The sequence below is a fragment of the Nocardioides salarius genome (genome assembly GCF_016907435.1).
Taxonomy (GTDB): domain Bacteria; phylum Actinomycetota; class Actinomycetes; order Propionibacteriales; family Nocardioidaceae; genus Nocardioides; species Nocardioides salarius.
Genome location: NZ_JAFBBZ010000001.1, coordinates 1164061 through 1178244, shown reverse-complemented (window position 1 = coordinate 1178244; position 14184 = coordinate 1164061). Strand labels below are relative to the sequence as shown.

Sequence of the window (14184 nt, the reverse complement as noted above, 5' to 3'; positions counted from 1 at the left end):
CGCCGACAGTCCTCAGTCGGTCAGGTCGACGACCACCGGCGCGTGGTCGGAGGCGCCCTTGCCGGCGCGCTCGTCGCGGTCGACGAAGGCACCGGTGGTGCGCGCGGCCAGGGCGGGCGAGCCGAGCACGAAGTCGATGCGCATGCCGCGGTTGCGCTCGAAGCGCTGGCGGTAGTAGTCCCAGTAGGTGTAGCTGTCGGGCTCGGGGGTGTAGGGGCGGGCCAGGTCGGCGTACCCGTCGTCGAGGAAGCCCTGGAAGGCCGCCCGCTCGGGCGGGGTCACGTGGGTGCTGGTCCTGAACTGGGCGATGTCGAAGACGTCCTCGTCGCGCGGCGCGATGTTCCAGTCGCCGACCAGCGCGGTGGGGGTCGCGGCCCAGTCGCGGGCGGCCGCGCGCAGGCGGGCCAGCCAGTCGAGCTTGTAGGCGTAGTGCGGGTCGTCGACCTTGCGGCCGTTGGGCACGTAGAGGCTCCACACCCGCACCCCGCCGCAGGTGGCGCCGATCGCGCGCGCCTCGGCGGCGACCGGGTCGCCCCACCCGGGCATGTCGGGGAAGCCGACCTCGACGTCGGCGAGGCCGACCCGGCTGATGACGGCCACGCCGTTCCACTGGTCCACCCCGGCGGCGGCGACCTCGTAGCCGGCCGACTGCAGGCCCATCAGGGGCAGCTGGTCGAGCCGGGCCTTGGTCTCCTGCAGGGCCAGGACGTCGACGTCGTGGCGGGCCAGGAAGGCCTCGACACGGTCGATGCGGGAGCGGAGGGAGTTGACGTTCCAGGTGGCCAGGCGCACGCTGACAACGTACGCCGCAGCGGTGCCGACAGCGTCGCCGGGCCCGGTTATGGTTCCTGATGGAACCACCGGTCCATAAGGAATCATCATGACGCTCCCGCCCAGTCCCTACACCCCCGGCGCCGCCCCCAGCGTCCTCGCCGGGCGACGCGAGCAGGTCGAGTCGGCCGAGGCCGACCTGGCCGTGGTGGCCACCTACGCCCGCTTCCAGGGGCGGATCCGCGTCGACATCGGCTCCCGCGGGGTCGGCAAGACCTCGCTGCTCAAGACCGTGCGCGAGTCGGCAGCGGGGGTGGGCATGGTGACGGCCTGGGTGACGGCGCGCACCGACGAGTCGCTGGTGACCTCGCTGGTGCACGCCCTGGCCACCGAGCTCGACCGGATCGGCGTCGACGTCGCGCGGCGCACCCCGTGGCGCGAGCGGCTCGAGCGGCTCAGCGTCGAGCTGGGGGTGGGGCCCGCCAAGGCCGGTGTCGAGGTCGACGTCAGCCCCGGCGGCGCGCCCGGGCCGGGCCAGCGCGCCACCTCGGCGGCCTTCGGCGAGCTGGTCACGACCGCGGCCCTCGAGGCGCGCCGCCGGGGCTCGGCCGGGCTGTGCCTGCTCGTCGACGAGATCCAAGCGGCTCCGCGCGCCGACCTGCGCACCCTGGCCTACGCCTGGCAGGAGCTGCAGAACGCCGTGCCCGAGCCGCCGGCGGTGCTCTTCGCCGCCGGCCTGCCCAACGCCCCCGACGTGCTCACCGCCGCGGTGACCTTCAGCGAGCGCTTCGGCTTCCGCACCCTCGAGCGGCTCGACGACGCCGACGCGGCCGAGGCGCTCGTGGTGCCTGCCGCGCAGCACGACGTCGGGTGGGCCCCCGACCTCCTCGAGGCGGTCGTCACCCTCGCCCAGGGCTACCCCTACTTCCTGCAGCTCTACGGCGACGCGCTGTGGCGCCGGGCCCGGCCCCGGGCCGGCGGCCGCCTGGGCCTCGAGCACCTCGAGGGCGCCCACGCCGACGTCGAGCGCGAGCTCGAGACGATGTTCCGCGCGCGCTGGGCCAAGGCCGCGCCGGGGGAGCGTCGGCTCCTCACCGCGATGGCGGCGCTGGGCGACGACGCCGTACGCCGCGGCGACGTGGCGCAGCGGATGGGCGTGGGCACCAACGAGATCAGCGTCGCGCGCCGCAGCCTGCTCGACAAGGGGCTCGTCGAGGTGGCCGCGCGCGGGATGCTGCGCTTCACCGTGCCCGGCTTCGCGGCCTTCGTGCGGGGCGAGTCTGGCGAGGAGGCCTGAGCGGCCACCCGCCTAGACGAAGGCGCTCTCGCCGGTGATGGCGCGGCCCACGATCAGGGTGTTGATCTCGCGGGTGCCCTCGTAGGAGTAGATGGCCTCGGCGTCGGCGACGAAGCGGCCGACGTGGTGCTCGAGCAGGATGCCGTTGCCGCCCAGCACCTCGCGCGCCCAGCCGACGGTCTCGCGCATCCGCACGGTGCTGTGCACCTTGCACAGCGACGCGTGCTCGTCGCGCAGCAGCCCGGCGTCCTGCAGCTGCGAGGCGCGCACGTTCATGGCGGTGCCGGCGGTGACGTTGGAGAGCATCTTGACCAGCAGGTCCTGCACCAGCTGGAAGGAGGCGATCGAGCGGCCGAACTGCTCGCGGGCCTTGGTGTAGCGCACCGCGTGCTCGTAGGCGCCGCGCGCGCAGCCAACGGCCTGCCAGGCCACCCCCATCCGGGTCACCCGCAGCACCTCGGAGGTGCTGGCGAAGCTGTCGGCGCCCTGCAGCCGGTTGGTCTCGGGCACGTGCACGTCGCGCAGGTGGATCTCGGCGTTCTGCACCACGCGCAGGGCGATCTTGTCCTGCTGGACGTCGAACTCCATGCCCTCGGTGCCCTTCTCGACCACGAAGCCCTTCACCTCGCCGTCGTCCTCGTCACGGGCCCAGACCACGACCAGGTCGGCGAAGGAGGCGTTGCCGATCCACTTCTTCTCGCCGTTGAGCACCCAGCCGTCGCCGTCGCGGCGGGCCGTGGTGGCCAGCCCCATCGAGATCGCCGATCCGACGTCGGGCTCGGTGAGCGCGAAGGCGCCGATCAGCTCCATCCGCGCCATCGCCGGCAGCCACCGCTCGCGCTGCTCCTCCGAGCCGCACAGCTGGATCGAGCCCATCGCCAGCCCGCCGTGCACGCCCATGAAGGTGCCGATCGAGGGATCGGTGCGGCTGAGCTCCATCGCGACCATGCCGTCGACCAGCGCGCCGCGGCCCGGGCAGCCGGGGCCGTCGTAGGCCAGCCCGGCGATGCCGAGCTCGGCGATCTGGGGCACCAGCTGGTGCGGGAACTCGCCGCGGGTCCAGTGCTCGTTGATGACCGGCTCGACCTCGCGGGTCATGAAGGCTCGGACCCGGCTGAGCAGCTCGCGGTCCTGCTCCTCGAGCAGCAGCTCGAAGCCGAGGAAGTCGGAGAAGGGGGAGTCGTCGAGGTCGGCGACCTCGGGCTCGTGGCTCATCGACAGGGCCTTTCGACAGGGTGCGGATCAGGGGTCACGGGGGTCACAGGTCGTGGTCGGGCGCGAGCAGGAACTCCTCGACGACCGGCACCAGGGTCTCGGCCTCGGTGACGATGTCGAGGTGGCCGCCCTCGTAGAGGTGCAGCCGGGCGCGGGGGATCAGCCGGGCCTGCAGCCGCGGGTTGGCGGCCGGGATGATCGGGTCGTCGTCGCCGCCCATCACCAGCGTCGGCTGGCGCAGCAGCCGCAGGAACGGCAGGCTCGACCAGCCCGCCATCGCGCCGAGCTGGTAGTAGTAGCCGCGCCGGGGACCGGAGCGGGTCACCGAGTGCAGCAGCCGCGCGCCCTTCTCGGGGTCGGTGCGCATCGTGCCGCCGTAGATCTCCGCGGCGATGCTGGCGGCGTACGCCGGGTCGCGGTGGCGCCGCGGCGTCGACATCTTCAGCAGCACCGAGGGGTGGGCCGGCACCATCAACACGCCGGTGCCGGTCGCGACCAGCACCACGCGGCGTACGCGCCGCCACGACTGCACCGCCAGCTGCTGGGCCAGCCCGCCGCCCCACGACAGCCCGAGCACGTCGAAGCGCTGGTGGCCCAGGTCGGCCATCAGCCGGGCGACCCACGAGGCGAGCGCCGCGATCGGGTACGGCGTCGGCGGCGGTGCGCTGCCGCCCACGCCGGGCACGTCGAAGCGCACCACGCCGCGGCGCGGGTCGAGCGCGTCGACCAGGGGCTGCAGCACCTCGAAGGAGACACCGATGCCGTTGCACAGCAGCAGCGGCGGCTCGTTGACGAACGGCCCGACGCCGGGTCGCACCGAGATCCTGGCGGTGATGCCGCGGACCGAGATGGTGCGCACCCTGTCGGGTGCGGACTCGGGTGCGGACTGGGGGGTGCTCACGGGCGGCTCAGCGGTCGTGGACATAGGTGCCCGGCGCCTCGCAGACCGGCTCGTAGGCGGCCGAGCCCGTGCGCCGGGGCCGGTTGCGCTCCGGGCCCGTGCGCGCGGCCAGCCACTCGACGTAGTCCTCCCACCAGCTGCCCCGGACCTTGGTGGCCCCGGCGAGCCACTCGGCGGGGTCGGCCGGGTTGGTCTCGGCGGTCTGGAAGCTGGCCTTCTCGTTGCCGGGCGGGTTGACCATCGCGGCGATGTGGCCGCTGGTGGAGAGCACGAAGCGCGACTGCCCTCCCAACATCTGGGTGGTGCGGTAGCAGGACTCCCACTGGCACAGGTGGTCGGCGATGCCGGCCACGACGTAGGAGTCGACGTCGACGGTGCCCAGGTCGACGGGCGAGCCGAGCATCGTGGACTCGCCGGGCTGGGTGAGTGCGTTGCGCACGGCGAGGTCCATGAAGTCGCGGTGCATCGCCGCGGTCATCCGCACCGGGTCGGCGTTCCAGTAGAGGATGTCGAAGGCCTTGGGGGCGTGGCCCATCAGGTAGTTGTTGACCCAGTAGTTCCAGATCAGGTCGTTGGGCCGCAGCCAGGCGAAGATCTCGGCCAGCGCCCGCCCGTCGAGGTAGCCCTTCTCGCGCGAGGCCCGCGTCGAGGCGGCCGCGCCCTTGTGGGAGAGCAGCGCGCTGGGCAGCCCGGCCTGGTGCTGGTCGAGCACCGTGACGGCCAGGCTGAAGGCGGCGACCCGGTCGAGGTCGCCGGTGGCGGCCAGGTGGGCCATCACCATCGAGGCGATCATCCCGCCCGAGCAGATGCCCAGCAGCGCGACCTGCTCCTGGCGGGCGATGTCCTGGGCGGCGGTCATCGCCTCGATGATCGCCTGGCCGTAGGTGTCGAGGCCCCAGTCGGCGTGCCGGGCGTCGGGGTTGCGCCAGGAGACGCAGTAGACCTGCTGGCCGGCCTGCACCAGGTGCTCGACGAGGCTGCGCTGCTCGGCCAGGTCGATGACGTAGTACTTGTTGATCGTCGGCGGCACGATCAGCAGCGGCACGCTGCGGACCTTGGTGGTCTGCGGGGTGTACTGGATGAGCTCGAAGACCTCGGTGCGCAGGACCACCGAGCCGGGGGTGACCGCGATGTCCTCGCCGACCGCGAAGGCGTCGGGCTCGACCATCGAGGGCACTCGGGGCGCGGTCGCGTAGTCCTTGACGAAGCGGCGCCCGCCGGCCAGCAGGTTGCCGCCGCCGGTGTCGATGGTGCGCTTGAGGACCCTGGGGTTCAGCGCGGGGCTGTTGGTGGGGGAGAGGGCCTCCACGAGGTTGTCGACGATGAAGCCCATCCGCTGCTCGTCGCCGTAGCCGAGGCCCGCGTCGGCGACCAGCCCGCGCAGCGCCTGCCCGGTCGCCAGGTAGCTCTGCAGCGTGCGCTTGAGGAAGGGGTTCTTGGCCCACGCCTCGTCGGCGAAGCGGCGGTCCTTGGGGTGCGGGGCCACCTCGGAGCGCCCGACCTGGACGCGGGCCAGCTCGGCACCCAGGCCGGCGGCGCGGCCGACGACGGCCCCAGGTCGCCGCGCGAGGCCGGCGGCGAGGCGCACCCCCGACATGCCGGGCAGGAAGCGGCGCAGCGGGCCGCGTCCGGCCTCCGAGAGCAGCAGGTCGAGCGGCGTGCTGAGCTCGGAGCCGCCCGGCTCGTCGCGGGCCCCTGCGTCGCTGATGCGTTCGTCGGCCCGGCGTGCGGGCTCGGAGCGGGTCGCTGTCATGGGCTTCCTCCCGAGGTGGTTCCGGCTCCCCGCTCCGGGCCGGTGCGGGGGCAGGTGTCGAGTGTGACCCACACCACCACATGACCGGCACCACCCCCGGCGTACGCCGCCGCCCGCGCAGGCAGACTGGGCGCCGTGACCGAGCAGACCACCGCGCACCCCGTCCTCGAGGACTTCCCCGCCCGCAGCCACGACAAGCTGCGCTACGGCGACACCGACCGCCAGGGTCACGTCAACAACGCGGTCTTCTCGACGCTGCTCGAGACCGGGCGCGTCGAGCTCCTGCACCCGGCCGGCGGGGCCTCGATGAACGACGAGGGCGCCTCGTGGGTGATCGTGCGCATCGAGCTGGACCTGGTCGGCGAGATCACCTGGCCGGGCACCATCGACATCGGCACCCGTGTCGAGAAGGTGGGCCGCTCCTCGGTGACCATGCAGCAGGGGCTCTTCCAGGCCGGGCGGCCGGTCGCGCGCGCCACCACCGTCATCGTGCAGATGGACGACGAGACCCGTGGGTCGCGGGCGCTGGGCGAGGAGCTGGCCGAGCGGTTCCGGGCGCTGCAGGGGTGACCTCCGGGCGCGGGGGTCGACGTACGTTCGACGGCGCAACCCCCCCCCCGCGCACCCGAGCACCCCGGAGGACCCCGTGACGAACGACCAGCTGACCGCCGACGAGCAGCGCGTGCTCGACCTGGTCAACGACGCCAAGATCGCGATGCTCACCTACGTCGACCCCTCGGGCAAGCTGCTCAGCAAGCCGATGGCCACCCAGGACACCGACGTCGACGGCTCGCTCTACTTCATCGCCGAGCTGCACTCCGACAAGGTGCAGGCCCTGCAGGCCGACCCGCGGGTCAACGTCTCCTACAGCGAGCGCGGCTCGTGGGTCTCGATCGCCGGCACCGCCTCGGTGGTCGACGACGAGGCTCGGCTCGAGGAGCTGTGGAGCGCGTTCACCGACTCGTGGCTGCAGGGCGGGCCCGACAACCCCGAGAACATCCTGATCGAGGTCGACGCCGAGTCGGCGGAGTACTGGGACGCGCCCGGCGGCTCGAAGGTCGTCCAGCTGACCAACCTGGTCAAGGCCAAGGTCACCGGCGACCGGGTCCGCGGCGACAACGAGACGGTGGAGATGTGACCGTGGGTCCCCGGCCCGCCTAGAGTCAGCCCACGTGGCTCTCACCATCGGCATCGTCGGTCTCCCCAACGCGGGCAAGTCGACGCTCTTCAACGCCCTGACCAAGAACGACGTCCTCGCCGCGAACTACCCGTTCGCCACGATCGAGCCGAACGTCGGCGTGGTCGGGGTGCCCGACGACCGGCTGCCGCGGCTGGCCGAGGTCTTCGGCTCGGCCAAGCAGCTGCCGGCGACCGTGGAGTTCGTCGACATCGCCGGCATCGTGCGCGGCGCCTCGGAGGGCGAGGGGCTGGGCAACAAGTTCCTCTCCCACATCCGCGAGTCGGCCGCGATCTGCCAGGTCACCCGGGTCTTCCGCGACGAGGACGTCACCCACGTCGACGGCGAGGTGAACCCGAAGAGCGACATCTCGACGATCCAGACCGAGCTGATCCTGGCCGACCTGCAGACCGTCGAGAAGGCTGTCCCGCGCCTGGAGAAGGAGGCGAAGGGCAACAAGGACCTCGCCCCCGTCGTCGCGGCGGCCAAGGAGGCGCTGGCCCACCTCGAGGCCGGCACCCCCGTCATCGACACCGACCTCGACACCGCGCTGCTGCGCGAGCTGTCGCTGCTGACGGCCAAGCCCTTCATCTACGTCTTCAACTGCGACGCCGACGAGCTCGCCGCCGACGACCTCAAGCAGCAGATGCGCGACCTGGTCGCCCCCTCCGAGGCGATCTTCCTCGACGCCAAGTTCGAGTCCGAGCTCGTCGAGCTCGGTGACGAGGACGAGGCCCGCGAGATGCTCTCCGAGATGGGCGTGACCGAGCCCGGCCTCGACGTGCTGGCCCGCGTCGGCTTCGACACCCTGGGCCTGCAGACCTACCTGACAGCTGGCCCCAAGGAGACGCGGGCCTGGACGATCAGGAAGGGCGCCACCGCCCCCGAGGCCGCCGGTGTCATCCACACCGACTTCCAGAAGGGCTTCATCAAGGCCGAGATCGTCTCCTTCGACGACCTGATGGAGCACGGCACCATGCAGAAGGCCAAGGAGGCCGGCAAGGTGCGCATGGAGGGCAAGGACTACGTCATGGCCGACGGCGACGTGGTGGAGTTCCGCTTCAACGTCTAGCGTCGGCGGCATTCGCCCAGCTCAGATGCCCTTCCCCGGCTGTTGTCAACGGTGATCGAAGGTAGTCGACGTACCCGGTTCTCGTTCCGCTCAACGTCTGGACCTCGCCCACCGCGCGCCAGCCCCGCGACCGGGGTCGGACGAGTCGACCACGATGTCAGGCCGGACCTCCTCACCGAGACGACGGAGGAGCTCCTGACGCTTGGCCGCGTGACGGCGCTTCCAGTCGTCGGCCGGCTCGCTGCGTAGTGACGCGAGCTCGTCGTTCCACGCCATCGCGTCGTCGAAGAGCTCACGCGAGATGCCGATCCAGCGGTGCAGCTCGTCGAAGTCGTCGCTGAGGTGTCCCTCGTCGTCCCAGAACGGGCCCGCGTGCCCGTGCTCGCGCAGCTGCACGGTGCGGATCACCGGGTCCTCGTCGTCAGGGGGCTGGGCTCCCAGCGGGGCGTAGGCGAACCAGCCTGCGCCGCCGTTCTCGCCCTCGAGCGGGATCGACCCGTCCGCGTCCTGCTCGCTCATGTCACGACTCTCCCAGAACACGGCATGACGGTGGGCGGGATCGGCCGACCCGGGGCCGGCTCGCCATACTGGCGCACATGACACGTCGATCCGTCCTGGTCACCGGTGCTGCGGCCGGCATCGGCCGCGCCGTCGCCCGCCGCTTCGCTGCCGAGGGCTGGCTGGCCGGGGCGTACGACGTCGACGAGCCGGGCCTCGCCTCGCTCGCCGCAGAGCTGGGCGACAGCGTGGTGACCGGTCGGCTCGACGTGCGCGACGCCGACCAGTGGCGCGCCGCGCTGGCGACGCTGACCGCGCACACCGGCGGCACCCTCGACGTCCTGGTCAACAACGCCGGTGTCCTCGAGGCCGGCCGCTTCGCCGACATCCCGCTCGAGGCCCAGCAGCGCGAGGTCGAGATCAACGTGACCGGCGTGGTCAACGGCTGCCACACCGCCCACCCCTACCTGGCCGCGACACCGGGCGCGCACGTGGTCAACCTGGCCTCGGCCTCGGCGATCTACGGCCAGCCCGAGCTGGCGACCTACTCGGCCACCAAGTTCGCGGTGCGCGGGCTGACCGAGGCGCTCGACCTCGAGTGGGCCGCCGACGACATCACGGTGCGCGCGCTGTGGCCGCTGTTCGTGCAGACCGCGATGACGCAGGGCGTCGACACCGCCTCGACCCGCTCGCTGGGCATCAAGCTCACCGCCGACGACGTCGCCGACGAGGTGCTGGCCGCGGTCAAGCCCGGCCGGCGCCCGAGCGCCCACCGCGCGGTCGGCCGCCAGGCCCGGTTGATGCTGGCCTCGGCCGGCGTGACGCCGAGCTGGTTGCTGCGCGCGGTGAACCGTCGCATCAACCAGCCCTGAGCCGGCGCCCGGTCAGGGGTGGGCAGAGGCCTGGTCGTCGGGCCGGCTGCCGGTGCCGGGCACCCAGCGCGTGAGCACGGCGTCGAGGCCGCTGGGGTCGAAGGGCTTGGACAGGTAGTCGTCCATGCCTGCGGCCAGGCACCGCTCCCGGTCGCCCATGACCGCGCTGGCGGTCATGGCGATGACGGGGGTGCGGGGCCCGTCGCCCTCGCGGGCGCGCAGCTCGCGAGTCGCGTCGTAGCCGTCGAGGACCGGCATCTGACAGTCCATCAGCACCGCGTCGTAGCGCCGTCGGGCCAGCGCGTCGAGGGCTTCGCGCCCGTTGCCGGCGATGTCGATGGTGAAGCCGAGACGGCGGGTGATCCCGGTGGCGACCATCTGGTTGGTCTCGTCGTCCTCGACGACGAGGAGGTGCCCTCGGTGGGCGGGACGCGGTCTGGCGCCGCCGCGAGCAGACGGTGCGTCGGCCGGATCGGCCAGGGCCTCGCTGAGCGCCGCCCGCAGGTCGTGCAGCCGCACCGGCTTGGTCAGGCGCGCCACGATGCCGGCCCGGAGGGCCTGCTCGGCAGAGATGTCAGGGCCGGAGGTGAGCAGCACCATCCGCACCCCGGCCAGCTGGGGGTCCTGGGAGATCGTGGCCGCCAGCTCGAGGCCGTCCATCTCGGGCATGCACATGTCGAGGACCGCCAAGGGGTAGGGCCGGCCCTGCGCCTTCGCGTCCCGCAGCGCGGCCAGCGCCTCGTGACCGTTGGTCACCGCCAGTGACCGCATGCCCCACGCCTCGACCTGCTCGCAGAGCACCAGCCGGTTCGTGGCGTTGTCGTCCACGACGAGCACGGAGGTGCCGGCCAGACCGGGGTCGGGCGGTCGGGGGACCGGTGCGTGAGCCAGGGTCAGGGGCACGCTGCACCAGAACGTGCTGCCGACGCCCGCGGTGCTGGTGACCCCCATGGTGCCGCCCATGGCGCGCACCAGCCGGTCGGCGATGGCCAGGCCCAGCCCGGTGCCCCCGTAGCGGCGGGTCGTGGAGGAGTCGGCCTGGGAGAAGGGCTCGAAGACCCGGGGCAGCGCGTCGTCGTCGATGCCGACGCCGGTGTCGCTGACCTCGAGCCGCACCAGCACACGGTCGTCGGTGCGGGACTCGAGGTGGGCCGAGACCACCACCTCTCCCTCGTGGGTGAACTTGACGGCGTTGGCCGCGAGGTTGAGCAGCACCTGCCGCAGCCGGGCCGGGTCGCCGTGCAGGTGCGGCGGCAGCTGGGGGGAGCAGTAGGCCAGCAGCTCGAGGCCCCCCTCGCGGGCTCGGTCCCACACCACGCTCGCGACCTCCTCCAGGACCTGGACGAGGTCGAAGTCGATCTCCTCGAGGTCCAGGTGGCCGGCCTCGACCTTCGAGAAGTCGAGGATGTCGTTGATGACGGCCAGCAGTGCGTCGCCGGCCGCGTGGACCCCGTCGACGTAGGTGCGCTGACGAGCGTCGAGCTCGGTGTCGCGCAGCAGGCTCGTCAGCCCGATGACCCCGTTCATGGGGGTGCGGATCTCGTGGCTCATGGTCGCCAGGAAGGCCGACTTGGCGCGCGATCCCTCGAGCGCGGCGTCGCGCGCCCTCTCCACCTCGGCCTCGGCGCGCTTGGCGGGGGAGATGTCGGAGAACGCGGCCACCACGCCCGCGACGTCCGCGTCGTGGAGGAGATTGACCAGGCGGACCCCCAGCCAGTGCCCGTCGTGCCCGGCCACCTCGACCTCCGCGTGCACCGCGATGCCGGGCGTGGCCAGTGCGGCGTCGAAGGCCGGGCCCAGGGGGTGTGGGCCGCGCGTGCCCACCAGGTCGCGCCAGTGCGCACCCGCCCGAGCGCCGGCCGGGCCCGGCAGCAACCGGGCGAGGTCGGGTGCGTCGTCGCGCAGGCGACCCTCGGCGTCCAGCACGACCACCGCGTCGGAGCTGTTGGCGCTCAGCCTCGCGTAGCGCCGCTGCTCGCGGGCGGCAGCGGTCCTGGCGGCCCGCTCCGACTGCAGGAGCCGAGCGGCCCGCGCCCAGGCCAGGGCGATGAGGACGGCCATGGCGACGTAGATCGGTGCCGTGCTCCCACCGTCGTGCTGGCGGTGCTCGTGCAGGTCGACGAGCAGGGGCACGGTCAGCGGCAGGACGGCGAGGACGAGCTTGGCGCTGGCCCGCGCGCCGGTGAGGTCGCCGGCCTCGGCGACGCGCGCCCTCCCGGGGCGCCACCAGCGCAGCGACAGGGCCAGCAGGAGCGAACCGAGGATCCACCCGGCGTCGAGGAGGGGCGTGACGCTGTCGCTGGAGGCGAGGAGCAGGTAGCCGAGGTCGGAGAGGAGCCAGCAGCCGACGCCCAGCGCGAACACGACCCCCACCCGGGACCGCCCGTGCGGGCTGACGAGGACCCGGAGGACCAGCGCCAGCAGGATCGCGTCGGCCACCGGGTAGGCCGACCAGACGGCGCGCACCGCGGGCGACACGGACTCGTCGCCGACGATCGTCTCGATGGACAGGCTCCACAGCACCAGCAGGCTGACGGTCACGACCGTCAGCGCGTCGATGATGCTGTCGGGCCGGGTCCTGGAGTCGCGCGGCACGACGCTCACGAGCACCAGGGCGGCACCCAGCAGCAGGTAGCCGGCCGCGTACGCGACGTCGGCCACCGACGCGTCCGGGGCGCCGCCGTTCCACGAGATCAGCAGCCACAGCAGGTCGCCCAGGGCGGAGGCGGTCACGCCGCCCGCCACCAGTCGGCCGAGGAGCCTGCGCTGCGGCTCGAGCCGTCTCGCGGCCCACCACGCCAGCACCGCGGGCAGGCTGACCCCCAGGAGGTAGGTGGCGTCCCCGAGGCGACCGACCGGCGAGAAGAGGTGCACCACCAGGAGGAGGACGACGGCGGCGGCGACCAGCGCCTCGGCTCGCGGTGGGCGGTGCAGACCGCGCCCTCGTGGCGTTGCCGCGGGCGCGCCGCGCGGCGCAGCGTCGCTGGTGGAGGAATGCGGCATCGGTGCTCCGTGACAGGTGGGGGGGGTGGTGCTGCGTGGGCTCCCTTGATACCCCAGGTGAGGCCGGGGGCACCCATCTTCCCCGGAGTTTTTGGCCGGAGAGGTGGCGGCCCGGGCAGGGGGCGCGACGCTCGCGCCCGCGATGAACGACGACGACCACTGTCGGCGTAGGTTCGCCGGTGACGTGCCACGCAGCCTTGGGAGGGGCCTGACGATGCTCGACGACAGGACTGCGACATGACGCGGCGGCCCAGGGAGCACCGGGTCGACCCGGTCGACGCGATCTGGCTGGGCATGGACCGGCCGCAGAACCTGATGGTCATCGAGGCGCTGATGTTCCTCGACGGGCCGCTCGACCGCGCCCGCTTCGACCACGTGGTGCGCAGCCGCCTGCTCGACGTCTACCCGGTCTTCTCGCGCCGGCCGGTGCCCGGCCGCGGCCGGTTCGGCGCGCGACGGGCCCGCTGGCGCGACGTACCCGACCTCGACCTCGACCAGCACGTGCACGAGGTGCACCTCGACGCCCCCGGCGACGACGCGGCGCTGCAGGCCTACGTCAGCGGCTTCCTCGGTACGCCGCTGCCGCGGGACCGGCCGTTGTGGGACATCCACCTGGTCCAGGGACTGCGTGAGGGCTCGGCGGTCTACGTGCGGCTGCACCACGCGCTGGCCGACGGGATCGCGCTGACCCAGGTGCTGCTCTCGCTGACCGACGAGACGCCCGAGGCCGACCGTGACGGCACGCACGCACGCCCCGCCGCAGCCGCACCACGCGCTGGCTGACGTGGTGCAGGCCGCGCGTCGCGCAGCGCCGGAGGTCCCCAAGATGCTGCGCCCCGAGCGGGTGCGCCGCGGGCTGCTGGAGGGGCTGCGGATCGGTGTCAGCGGGGTCGCGGCGCTGCGCAAGCTGCTGCTGACCTCCAACCCCGACACCGCCCTGTCGGGCGCGGCGGGGGCCCACAAGGCCGCCGTCTGGTCGGAGCCGATCGACCTCGAGGTCGTCAAGCAGGTCGCCCGCGCGACCGGCGCCACCGTCAACGACGTGCTGGTCGCGGCGCTCGCCGGGGCGCTGGAGCACTACCAGCTCGACCACGACGGCCGCTCGGTCGACATCCCGACGATGATCCCGGTCAACCTGCGCCCGATGCACCTGCCGCTGCCCCGCGAGCTCGGCAACCGGTTCGCCCTGGTGCTGCTGATGCTGCCCTCGGGGCGCCTCGACGCCGCCGACCGGCTGGCGGAGACCAAGCGGCGCATGGACGTCATCAAGCGCTCCCCGGAGCCGGTGATCACCTTCGCGCTGATCCAGGGGATCGGGCGCCTGGGGTCGCGGCTGAGCCGGGCGCTGGTGACGTTCTTCGCCGGGAAGGCCGGCGGCGTGACCACCAACGTGCCGGGCCCGCGCGAGGCGCGCTACCTGGCCGGCACCCGCATCGGGAGCCTGCTGGGCTGGGTGCCCGGCTCGGGCGAGCAGACCGTCGGCACCTGCATCTTCACCTACGCCGGCACCGTGCGCGTGGGCTTCAAGGTCGACACCCGCGTGGTGCCCGACCCGGAGACGATCCTCGACGCCTTCCACGCCGAGCTCGACGAGCTGGCGCGCACCGGGAGCCGCTGAGGCCCGC

Annotated in this window: 13 protein-coding genes; 7 read left to right on the top strand and 6 right to left on the bottom strand. The window is 73.0% G+C overall.

What is annotated here, in order from left to right; translation table 11 throughout:
• Positions 1–12: 12 nt before the first annotated feature.
• Positions 13–792 (bottom strand): exodeoxyribonuclease III, encoded by a 780-nt coding sequence (locus JOE61_RS05740; protein WP_193669029.1) that lies wholly within the window; start codon positions 790–792, stop codon positions 13–15.
• A gap of 88 nt (positions 793–880) precedes the next feature.
• On the opposite strand from JOE61_RS05740, the gene JOE61_RS05735 reads away from it, so the two are divergent.
• On the top strand, positions 881–2068 hold the full coding sequence (locus JOE61_RS05735; protein ID WP_193669030.1) for a DUF8462 domain-containing protein: 1188 nt from the start codon (positions 881–883) through the stop codon (positions 2066–2068).
• A 12-nt stretch (positions 2069–2080) separates the two neighbouring features.
• Here the strand turns inward: JOE61_RS05735 and JOE61_RS05730 are convergent, their stop codons facing one another.
• The 3 genes from JOE61_RS05730 to JOE61_RS05720 are packed head-to-tail and all read right to left on the bottom strand — an operon-like array spanning position 2081 to position 5937.
• On the bottom strand, positions 2081–3283 hold the full coding sequence (locus JOE61_RS05730) for an acyl-CoA dehydrogenase family protein (protein ID WP_193669031.1): 1203 nt from the start codon (positions 3281–3283) through the stop codon (positions 2081–2083).
• A gap of 43 nt (positions 3284–3326) precedes the next feature.
• Positions 3327–4184 (bottom strand): poly(3-hydroxyalkanoate) depolymerase, encoded by an 858-nt coding sequence (gene phaZ, locus JOE61_RS05725; protein ID WP_204797157.1) that lies wholly within the window; start codon positions 4182–4184, stop codon positions 3327–3329.
• Between the two features lie 7 nt (positions 4185–4191).
• Entirely contained in the window at positions 4192–5937 is a 1746-nt protein-coding gene (locus JOE61_RS05720; protein WP_193669033.1) for a PHA/PHB synthase family protein, read from the bottom strand.
• Positions 5938–6072: 135 nt separating this feature from the next.
• Here JOE61_RS05720 and JOE61_RS05715 point away from each other — a divergent pair, with 135 nt between their 5' ends.
• From JOE61_RS05715 to ychF, 3 genes are all read left to right on the top strand, one after another.
• On the top strand, positions 6073–6507 hold the full coding sequence (locus tag JOE61_RS05715) for an acyl-CoA thioesterase (protein WP_193669034.1): 435 nt from the start codon (positions 6073–6075) through the stop codon (positions 6505–6507).
• 76 nt (positions 6508–6583) lie between these two features.
• On the top strand, positions 6584–7075 hold the full coding sequence (locus tag JOE61_RS05710) for a pyridoxamine 5'-phosphate oxidase family protein (RefSeq protein WP_204797156.1): 492 nt from the start codon (positions 6584–6586) through the stop codon (positions 7073–7075).
• 34 nt (positions 7076–7109) lie between these two features.
• Positions 7110–8186, top strand: coding sequence for a redox-regulated ATPase YchF (gene ychF, locus JOE61_RS05705; RefSeq protein ID WP_193669035.1), 1077 nt, complete (start codon positions 7110–7112; stop codon positions 8184–8186).
• A 90-nt stretch (positions 8187–8276) separates the two neighbouring features.
• On the opposite strand, the gene JOE61_RS05700 is transcribed toward ychF, so the two are convergent.
• Positions 8277–8705, bottom strand: a complete 429-nt coding sequence (locus tag JOE61_RS05700; RefSeq protein ID WP_193669036.1) for a hypothetical protein — start codon at positions 8703–8705, stop codon at positions 8277–8279.
• Between the two features lie 77 nt (positions 8706–8782).
• Between JOE61_RS05700 and JOE61_RS05695 the strand changes: the two genes are divergently transcribed.
• The gene (locus tag JOE61_RS05695; protein ID WP_193669037.1) at positions 8783–9556 is read left to right on the top strand and encodes an SDR family oxidoreductase; all 774 of its coding nucleotides are present in this window, start codon (positions 8783–8785) and stop codon (positions 9554–9556) included.
• Between the two features lie 12 nt (positions 9557–9568).
• On the opposite strand, the gene JOE61_RS05690 is transcribed toward JOE61_RS05695, so the two are convergent.
• Entirely contained in the window at positions 9569–12559 is a 2991-nt protein-coding gene (locus tag JOE61_RS05690; protein ID WP_193669038.1) for a response regulator, read from the bottom strand.
• A 237-nt stretch (positions 12560–12796) separates the two neighbouring features.
• Between JOE61_RS05690 and JOE61_RS05685 the strand changes: the two genes are divergently transcribed.
• Both JOE61_RS05685 and JOE61_RS22415 read left to right on the top strand, forming a co-directional pair.
• Entirely contained in the window at positions 12797–13342 is a 546-nt protein-coding gene (locus JOE61_RS05685; RefSeq protein WP_204797155.1) for a wax ester/triacylglycerol synthase domain-containing protein, read from the top strand.
• The gene (locus tag JOE61_RS22415; RefSeq protein ID WP_204797154.1) at positions 13293–14177 is read left to right on the top strand and encodes a WS/DGAT domain-containing protein; all 885 of its coding nucleotides are present in this window, start codon (positions 13293–13295) and stop codon (positions 14175–14177) included. The genes JOE61_RS05685 and JOE61_RS22415 overlap by 50 nt, the downstream gene beginning before the upstream one ends.
• Positions 14178–14184 lie beyond the last annotated feature (7 nt).

Coding starts and splice junctions, on each gene's coding strand:
- JOE61_RS05735 (WP_193669030.1), top strand. CDS start 881: ATGACGCTCCCGCCCAGTCCCTACACCCCCGGCGCCGCCCCCAGCGTC.
- JOE61_RS05730 (WP_193669031.1), bottom strand. CDS start 3,283: ATGAGCCACGAGCCCGAGGTCGCCGACCTCGACGACTCCCCCTTCTCC.
- JOE61_RS05720 (WP_193669033.1), bottom strand. CDS start 5,937: ATGACAGCGACCCGCTCCGAGCCCGCACGCCGGGCCGACGAACGCATC.
- JOE61_RS05700 (WP_193669036.1), bottom strand. CDS start 8,705: ATGAGCGAGCAGGACGCGGACGGGTCGATCCCGCTCGAGGGCGAGAAC.
- JOE61_RS05695 (WP_193669037.1), top strand. CDS start 8,783: ATGACACGTCGATCCGTCCTGGTCACCGGTGCTGCGGCCGGCATCGGC.
- JOE61_RS05690 (WP_193669038.1), bottom strand. CDS start 12,559: ATGCCGCATTCCTCCACCAGCGACGCTGCGCCGCGCGGCGCGCCCGCG.
- JOE61_RS05685 (WP_204797155.1), top strand. CDS start 12,797: ATGACGCGGCGGCCCAGGGAGCACCGGGTCGACCCGGTCGACGCGATC.